Here is a 12,419-nt window from a genome sequence, read left to right on the forward strand (position 1 = left end):
TAATAACCTCCTCTTAATGCATGCTTTGTCTTTTAAGCTCTTGAGACAGCACACCAATTCCTTTTGCTGTGACTTTTGCGCAAGGAATGACTTTTTCTATTCCATTTGCGGTTTTAAGTGTAATGGTTGGGCAATCCATAAGTTGCTTTTGGATTTTGTCTTAATAAGGAAGCAAATTTTCACCTGCTGCTCGTCTGTAAACCCAACCTTTTTTCTGTAAGAAGAGAATGAACTGTTTTGGTTTCATCTCGAGTATTTTAGCGGCTTCTGTAAGACCAAAGAGTCCATTATGACGCTGTAAGCTTTCAAGAGCCATTGCCTTTGGTTTTAAATTTGCAATAATGTTATCTTTTTGTTCATTTTCATTTTTGAGATACGTTAAAACACCAAGCATAACTTGAGGACTTGAGTAGTCGATTTGTGGTATTACTGCTTGCTTTTCCAATTCTTGCCAACGGTCTATAATCCTAGCACGTAATGTCATGCTGTAACCAGAAACTAAAATGAGGCATTCATGTTTAGGAAGGTTGTAACAGTTTTGGGGCTTACCCTGTTTATCTAAATAGGTGGATCCAAATTTGGATTGACCCCCTTCAGGATATAATTCTCCTAACATTTGTCGAATATCACGCATAATATGCGCATGTTGCTTACCGCATAACTCTGCAATTTCACGACTAGACATCGTTTGAACTGTTGTGTTTTGAAAATTTCTTTCAGATGTTGTGATAAAATTATGCATGCTTCACTCCGTTCGTTGTGGCAACATTGTCATTGTGCTTAATTTGCTGTCTTAGATGTCTTAAGAAATCTTCTAATGTTTCAGGATTTGAATAATCGATTTTTGAATTTGCTTTTTTTTCGCATTTCAGAAAATATTCACGCACTTGTTTACCTTTGAGACCAGGTTCACAAATGGCAATGTGTTTTGCTGTGTCTAAAGTGAGAGCATAATCTTTAAAAGGATTTCCACGTGAGGAGTTTGATAATTCTTTAGTAGAAAGTACAAAGTCGACATCTTCTCTAAAGCTAAGTTCTTTAATACAGTTTGTTATCCACTTTCTAAACTCGGTTTTTACCTCTAAAAAGGTATATAAATCACGAACGCTAATAGTTTGAACCTTTTGATGCTGAATAATATTGTATTGAGTAGCAAGAAGCTTTTCCATTACAGACCTCATATTGGTGGGATTGTTGAATGAAAGGAGGCGCTTTTAAATGCGCCCTCAGATTTTAAAGCACATCACATACACGCAAACGGTGTTGTTGTTCGTAAGTACCGTAAATCTCATCATTATATTTTTCGTCTGCGATCTCGTCTAAAAGTTATTGGTAAACATCACTTTCGCGTACAAAGTCATAAACCTCACTATCCTCATGGAGATGTTCGATATTTTCTTTTACATATGCTTCTGCAATTTCTTCAGAGATATCTTCACAATTATTCTCAGAAGGATTGATGCGAAAGATTTGGATTGCATCATCTACCTCATCAACAATGCTTAGAATTTGGCTTGCATCAAGTGGTCCAGACTCTGCAATGTGTTGATCTTTATCGTAGGCAACTAATAAAATTTCATTGGAATTTATAAGAATTGGCTTATCCATAATTTTTCCTCCCTAACACCTCTTGGCGATTGTTTGTGCGTGGTTTATGGAATATATAAATACGCATAATGCATACTTATCAACAATAAAATATGCGTTATGTGTATTTTATTTTTAACGGTATAAAAATCTTGTAAGAAGATTTTTTCTAAATGACGATTCTCATGAAAGGGGAAGGTGAATGGTTATGAAAACAATAAAAAGTGATATAGAATTAGATAACAAAATAATGCATCTGGTTTCTACATTTAGTAATGAAAGAAAAAAGCTTTTATTTTTTTTCTTCTGCATGCAGGCGATTTAAAAGGTGAAGAATTGTTTCTTTATCTGGTTGAGTTGTTTTTTGCAGTAGATTAATAATTTGCTCATCAACAGTTTGTTTTGTGGCAGGAATTGGAAAGGAGGGGCCTTCTCCCTCTCCAGTTAATAACCATCCTTCACTAATTCTAAATGCTTTTGCATATTTCGCAGATGCCCGTGATATTCCTCTTAATCCTTGTTCATGCTGTATATAGCTAGAGTAGTTCCAGCCAAAATATCTAGCTGCTTCTTTAGCACTTCTAAAACCACGCGCTAAACGCGCTTTTATTAATCTAGCAGATTGGTCTATCGTGTTACTAAGCATTTTTATCTCCTTAATATATTCATATTGCATATAATTGGTATGCATTTCGACTTGACTTTTAAGTGCTCATAATGCATATTATTTTTTATGGGAAAAATAGCAGTAAAACAGTTACGTAAAAATCTGAATTTAACTCTGAAAGAAATGGCAGCACGGTTAGGCGTCAACAAGTCAACAGTATGGCGTTGGGAAAAATATGGTGTTCCTTCAAGAGGAGCCGTTGCATATCTTCTCGAAGCGTTATGGAATGAACAATCTCCTCCAACTCCTTCTTTTGTCAAGGGTTCCACTGTTTGCATGAAGCCATGTGAACAAAATGAAATGTTGCAATCTCAATATGAAGAAAAGAATGAACATCAACAGCACCCTTCACACTCTTAAAGAAGAAAGATCAGAGATGATAGATGTCCCACAGATCACTATAAGCAAAGTCCAGTTGATTGATCTTGTTAATAAGATTGGACAGGAAACCATATATTATGGTCTCCGTTCGCCTGAAGATGCATGTTTTGAAATAAGGATAGATCCCTCATCAACAGGTTTTCTTGTCTATATGCTGCATAGTATCTTTGCGCGTGATGATAGAAAATATTTTCCGTTATTTCCGTACGATGATTTTAATCAATGGTTTTTATCTGTGTTTACGCAAGCTTTTACAACTTGGTTTGATAATTATTTTTCTCAAGAGTTGTCATCTTTTTATCGCTTAAATGAGCTGATCTTGTTTACAGCCTTAGTCAAAAGTAAGCTTGATTTCTTAAGGGATAAACTCATCGAAAAAAGAAAAGAAGAAATTGAATTAATAGATGATGCATGCAGTGTGTGTCTGAATCTGAGTTAATCCAATTTTTTAAAGTCTATGAGGTTGGTTTGTGTCGTTACAGTCATTGTTGTTTCTGGTTTCAATGGGGATGTATGAGTAATGATTAAAGTAACTTGGGCTTTTATATCTTCTTCACGCGCTGCTACAAAAATAAGGATTCCTGTGTACTTATCTTCTGAGGGAGCTATAGAAATATTAACATCGATTTCTTGTCCCGTTCGAAAATTCTCTGCTTCCTCACAGCGGCCGCGTGATTTGTGTGACGTTGGACTGGCATCAGGATTAACATATGGTGATTGCATTTGCCACCATCTTGTTTCAGGTTTGTATATGATGCCATATCCAAGAATAAAACGAGAACCATCTTTTAGCTTTATATTTAAAACGTGGATGACAGTTTGTGCATTGTTTTTTATCTTTAAACAAAGAAGCGTCCACTTGCCTTTTGTTGGCAAGTGGGGTCCAGTTATATATATGGAAGGTGGCGTTCTTAAATCCTCTACTCTTTTGTTATCTAACAAAATTTTAATATGTTCTTCTGACCATTTGGCAAGATCTTTTGTCGATATTGCTTGCTTATCCATTCTCTATCTTCTTCTCGTTTTTTTGCAGCTGTTCTAGTAGGAATGGAAGAAAAGATCATAAAGCTGTACGCTTTAGATCAAAACATGGCTTCTCTTTTAAGAAAAGAGGCTGATATTTGCCGAAAGAATTTTATAATGAGTTCTTCTGATCCACTTAACCGTGAAATTATTAGCACGTTTGTAAGTGTCTTTCACAACAAGATCTAACAGTGTTCAAGGAATTCATGGTGAGAACGGAAAAGAAACGCTGCTTGCAAAATAAAATACCTTGATCTCCTTATTTTATACACCGTAAACATAATTTTATATGTTAAAAAACAATAATATACTTTTGAAATAATTGAAAAAATAAGCAAATTATGCTAAGATTTTGTATATATAAATTGCTAATCTAATGGGGCTACAAATATGCTAAATAAAGTGACTTTAATCGGGCGCCTTGGTGCTAATCCCGAAAGCAAAACAATGAATTCTGGAGCAGAAGTGGTTAATTTTCGTATGGTAACTTCTGAAAGCTATACAGATAAAAATACACATCAAAAAGTAGAGAAGTCTGAATGGCATTCTGTTATGATTTTTAATCCACATTTAGCAAAAATTGCACTTCAATATCTAAACAAAGGTTCAAAGGTTTACGTAGAAGGCAAATTACAGACACGCAAATGGCAAGATAAAAATGGGCATGACCGTTACACAACAGAGATTATTTTACCACAATTCAAAGGCGAGTTGTATTTGCTTGATGCAAAAAAAGAGCAATCGGCATTCCCTTCACCCATTACTTCTCAAAATTATGCTATCGCTTCAGGTGCTCAAGATTATAGAACAGCTCTTAACGATAGCGTCCCATTCTGATTGAAAAAAATATGACAAAAAGAAAAAAACGTGCAAAACGTGGTCGTCCTCGGATTAAGGGGGGTGTGAGAGAACCAAACGGACGCATCTCACGAGCAAAAACACCGCATGAACCCATGGATAAATTGGCAATTGAAATGCGTGCCAAACGCTTTGGCTTGACCATAGAAGAGGCTAAAAGTCCGCTTTCCGGTACCTATATCGGGCGGCTTTATTTGCAAGGCGAAATCAATCAAGACCAATATAATGATGCGCAAAAATATCTTGAAGTGAAAAACAATTACCTATGTGCAAAAGCATTGCCTAATGCAATTTATGATAACTTTACTCCTTCATCAAATGAGGAGGCACAAAAACGGTGGATTGAAAGAGCAACTCATTGTTATGAAGAGACGAAAGAGGTTATCAAAGAAACACAACACCTCTATAGACAGTATAATCTTTATGCTGCATTACAATATCTTGTTATAGAAGATCAATCGCTAACACATCTTGTTAGTTCTTTGCGTATTGTTCTTAATGCGCTTCATAAGCATTTTAGCCGTTAAAAAAGAATTGACATCAGATGAAAAATCATTAAAATGTGTATATATTTACATATTATGAGTTTAGGTAATGGAACAAGATAACCGAAAAATCATTGCAAAATTAAAGCGTGATGGCTTTGAACTTATCAAAGTAAAAGGTTCTCATCATAAATTTAAAAAATATGTATAGAAAGATGATAAGGTTGTTATCGTTCCACATCCTAAAAAAATCTTCCGATTGGTACAGCACGTTCTATCGCACAACAAGCAGGCTGGTTAAAAGAAGGAGAAGAAGAATGAAAAGATTTTTTGCTCTTGTTCATAAAGATGAAGACTCTGCTTTTGGTGTTCAGTTTCCTGATTTTGAGGAACTTTTTTCCGCTGCTGATGAGGAAGAAAATTTAATCGCAAATGCAACAGAAGCACTCCAACTTTATTGTGAAGATATAGATAGAGTGCCTATTCCTTCAAAATTTGAAGACGTCATACAACGGGAATCTGTCAAAACGGCTTTGTCAGAAGGAGCTTTTTTAATACAAGTCCCCTTTATTGAAAATGATGCAGAAGTGGTACGCACAAATATATCAATTGAACGAGGGCTTTTACGTGCAATTGATAATTGTGCACAAGAGAGAGGTTTAACAAGATCTGCTTTTTTGGCAACAGCAGCCCGTCACGAGCTTAATATTTAGCTCATCAATCTGGAAAAATTTCTCACTCTCGATTTTTTTTGCAAAAGCGTGTAATTGCATATGATCCGAAAACTATTAATGAAAATCAAAAGGCGGCAGGCAAACAAAACGCTATAGTTAAGAGGGATATAACTATCATTGATATTATATACATGGCATCTAATATTTCTGGACCTGTCATTGTCTTTCCCTCCTATAATAATTTCACAATAATTTATAAAATCTAAAATGTTTTAGAAAAATCTATATATTCTATTTTAAAATAAAAAATATAGATTTTTTTGTTGACATGGTGTAAAAAATAGTATTGAATGACAGTACGGCACTAGTTGAATTGCGTCTAAAATTCAAAAATATCCCTTAAAAATTCAGTAAAATGTGAACTTGAAATGTGGCTAGAAAGCCCTGTTTTCTTGCTAGTTCTGGCTAATCAATTTTTCAAATAACAAAAATTAATATTTGACTAATGATGTCATTAATTATGACTCAAAAGGAGCAATGATGAAAGCTGTCATCACTAAGCCAATGTGTGTTATTGGAGACAATAAAAGCACTGTTCGCTTTGAACCATCAACACCCAATAATCCATTTGTTGAAGTTTCCAATCAAGTCTACGCACGTCTCAAGCGTGCAAATGCTGCTAAACCTTTTGTTGGTGTCAAGACAACAGCAAAACAAGTTGAACGCTTTACTGAAAAGCAAGTTGCAGACATCTCATCAGCCCAAATAAAGCGTATAAGAAGAGGTGTTTATATTAAAGAAAAGGCGACAGCAAGGTTTCTTGAGACAGATATCATTGGTTCTGGAACACCAATACCTCTTAAATTTTTTAAAGTAAACGAAACAAAACGCGGCGTAACTTACACACTGTTTGGAAAGAAAGAAATCTTACCCCATGGTTTTATCAAGGGAGGCAGTTTTCCAAAGCGTGTTGAATTGAAAATGGGAGGGAATGTGTTTCAAAGAGATGACGGAGATCAATTCCCCATTGCAAAACAAGAAGGACCTTCAATTGCTAAAGTGATGTCCAAGCCAGAGATTGCAAGTGCTATTGCACAATATGCCAATGAAAGATTAACTGAAAACATACAGAGACAACTTAAACGTCAAGAATACGCTGCTAATAAGAAAGGCTAAATCATGTTCTCAAGCTTTATCTATATATTCCATATCCTTATGAGTTTAGGAATTACATATTCTTATTGCAATTTTAAAAACAGATTATCACTTATGCTTCGCTTTTTCCAGAAAAAATACAATAAAATCAATGCAAAAGGTACTTCCCAGCGGGTTGGCTTCGTTGCGGGGCAGGCGAGCGCGAACTACCGCTAGCGACAGAATTTTCAAATCAACTGTACATTGTACACTTAACTCATTGATAAATAACAATTTCAATATGTACACTGTACAGTATGTGAAGTACAGTATGTGAAACGTTTTCTTAGCAAAAAGTAATTTTTATTACTTGACAATTCTACAGTAATAGGTATCTTCGAATCAGGTGCCTAAGAAACACCTTAAAACAACTAGCGGATTGGTTGCCGAAATAACTCGTTTTCCGCAATTTAAAAGCTTTGACTCATTGTATGCTACATGCATATAATAATATTGTCGGGTGTGGTTATGCCATATAATACCCTTTCGGGGAAAGCATAACGACGGGCTAGTTGCCGTGTTTCTTAGCGCCCGGCACTCTTTTAGAGTGTCATTAAGAAACCTCTAACAACTAGGAGTTCATTATGAACACACTTATAGAAATATCAGAACAGGTTATTGATCAGGAAACTGTTCAAACTGTTAATGCGCGTGAATTGCACGCATTTTTGGAAATTACATCAAAGTTTGCAGACTGGATTAAAAATCGCATTAAAGAATGTAATTTTCGAGAAAATATAGACTTTATAGGTTTTTCTAAAAATTTAGAAAAAGGTGGGCGCCCAAGCATAGAATACTACCTCACCTTAGACATGGCTAAACACCTTTCCATGATAGAGCGTAACGATAAAGGACATGAAGCTCGTCAATATTTTATCAAATGTGAACGGCTTTTGAAGCAAGTAGCAACACCACAAGTTGACTACTCCAAACCGAAGGCATTGCTTGGCGTCTTGAATCATCTACAAAGCCAAATCGAGCAAAAGGATAACACCATTGCTGAATTAGCGCCAAAAGCAAAAGCTTTGGAAGGTTTAAAACGCTCTGATGGTTTGTTCGGTCTGATTGAAGCAGCAAAGATGTTGGAAGTAAGACCAAAGGACTTAACAGATTACTTGCGTAAACATGATTGGGTGTATCGACGGGCTCCAGGGGCGCCTCTGTTACCTTATCAGGACAAGATCAAGAAAGGATTTATGGATTGTCCCGCTATTACCATTCAAAGACCAGATGGGACAGAAAAGGTACTACCTTCAACGAAAATCACACCAAAAGGATTGGCATGTTTGAGAGAACAAATCCATGGAGGTGTACAATNAGATGGGACAGAAAAGGTACTACCTTCAACGAAAATCACACCAAAAGGATTGGCATGTTTGAGAGAACAAATCCATGGAGGTGTACAATGAACACCAGTATCGACTTTTTATGTGATTTAGGGATGGCTTTGTTTCAATTTTCTGATCGGGATGATGTCGAAGATAAGGCTTTTAATGCTCTCATTGAGACCATGGATGCAATAGAAAAAGCTTTGATTTTAAAACTTCAAGATGAATCACCAAATGCACTCAGAATTTTGGCAATGATTACAAATTTTGGAACCTTAAAACCTCCCCCGATTATGGAGCCTTTGTTAAAAGCTTACGAACCAAATTTGGAGAGCCCCATTAAAAAGGTTGCTTAATTAAAAAAATAGAACTCCCCTCCCCGTTCTCAACAATGGGGAGGTGGTTAAGAAGGTAATAAAATTAAGGTGCACTATACCAAGTTGATCGTCCACCACCATGACGTATCAAAAGACCTTTTTCAACTAATGATGTAAAAGTTACTTTAAGTGTATTAGGGCTTGCACCAACCTCACGCACCATATCGCGGGTTGTAACACGTCCGTGATTACGCACATAATCAAGAATATTAAGAGCCAATTCAGATAAGGAAAAAAGAGCATTTTTTTCACTCTCTATTTTTATTTCTAATTGGCGTTTTTGTTTTTGTAGAGCACGTAAAAAAAAGAGTATCCAAGGTTCCCAATTGGGTGTTTTAGTATAAATTGCTTTTTGAGTCTGATTCAGAGCTAAGTAATAGCTTTCTTTATTATTCTCAATAATGCTTTCAAGTGATGAATATGGTACATAAACATAACCTTTTTGTAACAAAAGAAGGGTGGTTAAGATACGGCTTAAACGTCCATTTCCATCTTGAAAAGGATGAATAGCTAAAAATGTTACATTAAAAATACCAATCGTAAGTAAAGGATGAAGATCATTTAATTCATTGGTTTTATTGAACCAAGTAATAAGCTCTTGCATTCGGTATGGTGTATCAAATGGTGTAGCTGTTTCAAAAACAATGCCAACCATTTTTCCTTGAGAATTAAATGCTGCTACATCATTGCGTACAGTCTTATATTCACCTCGATGTCGTTGATCTTTCTCACTATTACACAAAAGATCACGATGAAGTTGTTTAATATGGTTTTCAGTAATAGAAATATCACTCCAAGATTGAAAGATTGTTTCCATAACCTTGGCATAACCGATAACTTCTTGTTCATCACGACTCTTGAAACGTTTAATTTCTAAGTTTACCAAAAGCTGTTCGATTTCGCGGTCTGTTAACTTACTCCCTTCAATGCGTGTAGAAGATCCAATACTTTCAACAGTAGCAATATGGCGAAGGGCGTTCAATCGCTCAGGTGCAAGAGTACCAAGAGCGCGCCATGCCCCTTTGAACTCATCAATCTCAGTAATGAGAGCCAACAATTTTTGTGTAATTTGGAGTGTATCTGTTTTCATACCGGAATATATACCCGATTATACCCGATTGTCAATCATTCGTAACACAGTAAACTCTTACTTCTTATGGCAGAGAAGAAGGCAAGGAGCAACTATGAATAAGAAGAATCGTGAGGGGATATCGGTTCGTGCGTTCGCGAAGAAGATGGGTGTTTCACATAATGCGGTGGTTTCACGGATAAAGACAGGTAAATTTGATGCGGCTCTTTTTGAAGATGGTTCTGTCAATGAAGCCCTTGCCACAAGCATCTGGAATGAGAATCCAACAAAGCGCCCTGCTCCATTTTTAGCGCCTGATGGTCAACCGCGGACAAAGATCAAACAAGCCTCTACAGATGGAGCCAATGAATACAAGATAAAACTGGAGCGAATGCAAGTTGCGCTTGAAAGCGAAAAGATTGCACTTGAACGCTTACGCGAAACAACCGTTGACCGTGAAGAAGTCAAGAGAGCAGCCCGTGAGTTTGGAAGAGCACACCGTGACGCTATGTTGAATTTTCCGCATCGTTTTGGTGCAAGCATTGCTGCACAAGTTGGATGTGATGCTGCCAGCCTTATTGGTGCTATTGATTACACTATGAGAACCGCTTTACTTGAGGCGGTTAATATTCCAGTGCCTTTTCATGATCCTCATTCTCCAGAGTTAGAGAACTTGCAAGAAACGAATAATGGATGAGAATGCTGTTACAGAATTTTTCGCCCATGCCAATAATGCAAGACAACCGGACCCACCGTACACGGTTTCGCAATGGGCGGATAAGAATAGATACCTTAGCACGGTAGCAAGTGCTGAACCTGGATTGTGGAGAACAAAGCGGACCCCCTATTTGCGCGAAATCATGGATAACCTTTCCTCCTACGTGCCAATTGAAACAACTATTGTCATGAAAGGGGCGCAAGTTGGCATGTCAGAGGCAGGATTAAATTTCTGCGGTTATGCTATTCATTATAGTCCAGGACCTGCTCTTTATGTGATGCCAACGGTTGAGACAGCCAAAAAGCTTTCAAAGACGCGGCTTGATCCTATGATTATGGCAAGCCCTGCTTTAAGCGAACGCATTGCCCCAGCGCGGGCACGCGACAGTGGTAATACAATGTTTTCGAAAGAGTTTGATGGTGGTGCACTGATGCTTACAGGGGCAAACAGTGCTGCTGGTTTGCGTTCCATGCCTATTCGTTATCTGATTTTAGATGAAGTGGATGGTTATCCTCTCAGTGTGGATAACGAAGGTGATCCGGTGATGATCGCTGAAAAGCGTACCTCAACCTTTGTACAACGAAAGATCTTTAAATTGTCCACACCCACCCACCGTGACACAAGCCGTATTGCCAAGGATTTTGTGCTAGGAGACCAGCGATATTACAACGTGCCTTGTGATGCATGTGGTGTTCTACAGCCCATTGTTTGGTCACAAATTAAGTGGCCAAAAGGCGCCCCCGAAAAAGCTGTGTTTGTTTGTGCCCATTGTGGCCATGAACATGCCGAGCACAGAAAAACAGATCTCATGTGTGAAGAACGAGGAGCATGTTGGGTACCAACCAGTGAATCAAGCAGACCCAATTTGCGTTCTTATCATATTTCGGCACTCTATTCCCCTTGGCTTACTTGGGGGGAATGCGCAAGAGAGTTTTTAAATGCCAAGGATGATCCAGCTCTTCTACAGCCTTTTGTCAATACAGTGCTTGGAGAGCCATGGGAGGACAGAACAGGCGAAGTTGTTGACCCAGATAGCCTCTATGCAAAACGCGAAGATTATCCCCTTGCACCAGAACAAGCCGTGTTGTTGACAGCGGGTATTGATGTGCAAAATGACCGCTTAGAACTTGAAGTGGTTGGATGGGGACGCAGTGAAGAAAGTTGGCATATTGATTATCAAGTTATCCTTGGTGATCCCTCTTCTTTTGAAGTATGGGACCAGCTGGATGAATACCTTACAAAACGCTGGCCACATACAGGCTATAAAGAGGGAATTAGGATAACAGCTGCTTGTATTGATACCGGTGGTGGACACACACAAGCGGTTTATAATTACGTGCGCCCCCGTGAGGGACGACGTATCTGGGGAATTAAGGGGCAAGCGGGATGGCGTGCGGTATGGCCACGCCGTCCAAGTAGAATTCGGTATCATATCAAAAAACACAATAAAGTCAATAGTTTGTGTGCAATTATTTTATATGAATCCACTCAAGAATCCATCTTTTTATGCATGATTCATTTGACCATTTTTTATATAAGATTGCCATGTATGAATAGACCATAAAAAGCAAATCATAATGTAAATATTATAACGCATGTAAACGTTCATATGAAATGAAAAGCAGTTATCATTCATAACAGTTCATAAATTTTATGATACGTTTTTATCACAGCACAAATCGCATACGTTTAAAGATCCCATCTTGTTTTAAAGATTGGATTGTTAATCACATGATAAAAACATAAAATTACAGTTCTCAAAATTAGAAGCGTAAAATAGAGAGCTGTCATAACAGCATCATCATAACAGCGAACATTTTAAAGATTGCATAAAAGGATTAAGGACAAGATCGCTTTTAAAACGCTGTCTAAAAGTTTAGAAAACGATAAAGAGGTCTTTTATATCTTATGAAATCAAAAGCCTTTTAATGAATAGATTGCAGGCTAGTTTTGAAGAACGGAACTATTCGCTTCCATAAAAAAATGGAGGCAAATAATGCCATGGCAGTAGAATTACTATCTACTTTAGATTTGGTACTAAAAACGTTTTAAAAGTTA

12 protein-coding genes and 5 pseudogenes are annotated in these 12,419 nt (G+C 37.3%); 11 read left to right on the forward strand and 6 right to left on the reverse strand.

Translation table 11 applies throughout. The features are described from left to right. Positions 1 to 13: 13 nt before the first annotated feature. From ACFILD_RS09460 to ACFILD_RS09475, 4 genes and pseudogenes are all read right to left on the reverse strand, one after another. Positions 14 to 742: pseudogene (locus ACFILD_RS09460) on the reverse strand (Rha family transcriptional regulator). Then, a complete protein-coding gene (locus tag ACFILD_RS09465; RefSeq protein ID WP_375661046.1) occupies positions 735 to 1,169 on the reverse strand; it encodes an antA/AntB antirepressor family protein in 435 nt (144 codons plus the stop codon). Before ACFILD_RS09465 ends, ACFILD_RS09460 begins: the two are co-directional and overlap by 8 nt. Before the next feature lie 64 nt (positions 1,170 to 1,233). Further along, positions 1,234 to 1,608, reverse strand: a pseudogene (locus ACFILD_RS09470) (hypothetical protein). A 271-nt stretch (positions 1,609 to 1,879) separates the two neighbouring features. Beyond that, the gene (locus tag ACFILD_RS09475; RefSeq protein WP_004859838.1) at positions 1,880 to 2,233 is read right to left on the reverse strand and encodes a helix-turn-helix domain-containing protein; all 354 of its coding nucleotides are present in this window, start codon (positions 2,231 to 2,233) and stop codon (positions 1,880 to 1,882) included. Positions 2,234 to 2,320: 87 nt separating this feature from the next. Here ACFILD_RS09475 and ACFILD_RS09480 point away from each other — a divergent pair, with 87 nt between their 5' ends. Together ACFILD_RS09480 and ACFILD_RS09485 are read left to right on the forward strand one after the other, a co-directional pair. Then, the gene (locus tag ACFILD_RS09480; protein WP_375657577.1) at positions 2,321 to 2,614 is read left to right on the forward strand and encodes a helix-turn-helix domain-containing protein; all 294 of its coding nucleotides are present in this window, start codon (positions 2,321 to 2,323) and stop codon (positions 2,612 to 2,614) included. Further along, positions 2,583 to 3,074 carry a hypothetical protein gene (locus ACFILD_RS09485; protein WP_375665183.1) on the forward strand — a complete coding sequence of 164 codons (492 nt, stop codon included), beginning with the start codon at positions 2,583 to 2,585 and terminating at the stop codon, positions 3,072 to 3,074. Before ACFILD_RS09480 ends, ACFILD_RS09485 begins: the two co-directional genes overlap by 32 nt. Here ACFILD_RS09485 and ACFILD_RS09490 read toward each other — a convergent pair. Next, positions 3,071 to 3,640, reverse strand: coding sequence for a hypothetical protein (locus tag ACFILD_RS09490; protein ID WP_375661049.1), 570 nt, complete (start codon positions 3,638 to 3,640; stop codon positions 3,071 to 3,073). The two genes, ACFILD_RS09485 and ACFILD_RS09490, sit on opposite strands and share 4 nt — an antisense overlap. 408 nt (positions 3,641 to 4,048) lie before the next feature. On the opposite strand from ACFILD_RS09490, the gene ssb reads away from it, so the two are divergent. The 7 genes and pseudogenes from ssb (at position 4,049) to ACFILD_RS09525 (ending at position 8,553) form a co-directional block, all read left to right on the forward strand. After that, positions 4,049 to 4,495, forward strand: a complete 447-nt coding sequence (gene ssb, locus ACFILD_RS09495) for a single-stranded DNA-binding protein (protein ID WP_375661050.1) — start codon at positions 4,049 to 4,051, stop codon at positions 4,493 to 4,495. A gap of 11 nt (positions 4,496 to 4,506) precedes the next feature. Continuing rightward, positions 4,507 to 5,043, forward strand: coding sequence for a hypothetical protein (locus ACFILD_RS09500; RefSeq protein WP_375661051.1), 537 nt, complete (start codon positions 4,507 to 4,509; stop codon positions 5,041 to 5,043). Between the two features lie 67 nt (positions 5,044 to 5,110). Beyond that, positions 5,111 to 5,322: pseudogene (locus tag ACFILD_RS09505) on the forward strand (type II toxin-antitoxin system HicA family toxin). Next, entirely contained in the window at positions 5,319 to 5,714 is a 396-nt protein-coding gene (locus tag ACFILD_RS09510; RefSeq protein WP_273790990.1) for a type II toxin-antitoxin system HicB family antitoxin, read from the forward strand. The pseudogene ACFILD_RS09505 and the gene ACFILD_RS09510 overlap by 4 nt, the downstream one beginning before the upstream one ends. A gap of 498 nt (positions 5,715 to 6,212) precedes the next feature. After that, on the forward strand, positions 6,213 to 6,851 hold the full coding sequence (locus tag ACFILD_RS09515; RefSeq protein WP_375665185.1) for a hypothetical protein: 639 nt from the start codon (positions 6,213 to 6,215) through the stop codon (positions 6,849 to 6,851). Between the two features lie 602 nt (positions 6,852 to 7,453). Next, a pseudogene (locus ACFILD_RS09520) lies at positions 7,454 to 8,185 on the forward strand (antA/AntB antirepressor family protein); the annotation flags it as partial. Positions 8,186 to 8,274: 89 nt separating this feature from the next. Continuing rightward, positions 8,275 to 8,553, forward strand: coding sequence for a hypothetical protein (locus ACFILD_RS09525; protein WP_375665186.1), 279 nt, complete (start codon positions 8,275 to 8,277; stop codon positions 8,551 to 8,553). Positions 8,554 to 8,617: 64 nt separating this feature from the next. Here ACFILD_RS09525 and ACFILD_RS09530 read toward each other — a convergent pair whose 3' ends face one another. After that, a complete protein-coding gene (locus ACFILD_RS09530; protein ID WP_375665188.1) occupies positions 8,618 to 9,664 on the reverse strand; it encodes a Fic family protein in 1,047 nt (348 codons plus the stop codon). A 94-nt stretch (positions 9,665 to 9,758) separates the two neighbouring features. On the opposite strand from ACFILD_RS09530, the gene ACFILD_RS09535 reads away from it, so the two are divergent. Beyond that, the gene (locus ACFILD_RS09535; RefSeq protein ID WP_375665190.1) at positions 9,759 to 10,340 is read left to right on the forward strand and encodes a hypothetical protein; all 582 of its coding nucleotides are present in this window, start codon (positions 9,759 to 9,761) and stop codon (positions 10,338 to 10,340) included. Then, positions 10,333 to 11,781 (forward strand): annotated as a pseudogene (locus tag ACFILD_RS09540) (phage terminase large subunit family protein); the annotation flags it as partial. The gene ACFILD_RS09535 and the pseudogene ACFILD_RS09540, both read left to right, overlap by 8 nt. Positions 11,782 to 12,419 lie beyond the last annotated feature (638 nt).

Source organism: Bartonella sp. CL162QHHD (assembly GCF_042195435.1).
Classification (GTDB): Bacteria; Pseudomonadota; Alphaproteobacteria; order Rhizobiales; family Rhizobiaceae; genus Bartonella.

Bases quoted from the DNA above. Each gene is read 5' to 3' on its own strand.
- ACFILD_RS09510 (WP_273790990.1), top strand. From the start codon at position 5,319: ATGAAAAGATTTTTTGCTCTTGTTCATAAAGATGAAGACTCTGCTTTT.
- ACFILD_RS09525 (WP_375665186.1), top strand. From the start codon at position 8,275: ATGAACACCAGTATCGACTTTTTATGTGATTTAGGGATGGCTTTGTTT.
- ssb (WP_375661050.1), top strand. From the start codon at position 4,049: ATGCTAAATAAAGTGACTTTAATCGGGCGCCTTGGTGCTAATCCCGAA.
- ACFILD_RS09530 (WP_375665188.1), bottom strand. From the start codon at position 9,664: ATGAAAACAGATACACTCCAAATTACACAAAAATTGTTGGCTCTCATT.
- ACFILD_RS09480 (WP_375657577.1), top strand. From the start codon at position 2,321: ATGGGAAAAATAGCAGTAAAACAGTTACGTAAAAATCTGAATTTAACT.
- ACFILD_RS09485 (WP_375665183.1), top strand. From the start codon at position 2,583: ATGAACATCAACAGCACCCTTCACACTCTTAAAGAAGAAAGATCAGAG.
- ACFILD_RS09475 (WP_004859838.1), bottom strand. From the start codon at position 2,233: ATGCTTAGTAACACGATAGACCAATCTGCTAGATTAATAAAAGCGCGT.
- ACFILD_RS09500 (WP_375661051.1), top strand. From the start codon at position 4,507: ATGACAAAAAGAAAAAAACGTGCAAAACGTGGTCGTCCTCGGATTAAG.
- ACFILD_RS09465 (WP_375661046.1), bottom strand. From the start codon at position 1,169: ATGGAAAAGCTTCTTGCTACTCAATACAATATTATTCAGCATCAAAAG.
- ACFILD_RS09535 (WP_375665190.1), top strand. From the start codon at position 9,759: ATGAATAAGAAGAATCGTGAGGGGATATCGGTTCGTGCGTTCGCGAAG.
- ACFILD_RS09490 (WP_375661049.1), bottom strand. From the start codon at position 3,640: ATGGATAAGCAAGCAATATCGACAAAAGATCTTGCCAAATGGTCAGAA.
- ACFILD_RS09515 (WP_375665185.1), top strand. From the start codon at position 6,213: ATGATGAAAGCTGTCATCACTAAGCCAATGTGTGTTATTGGAGACAAT.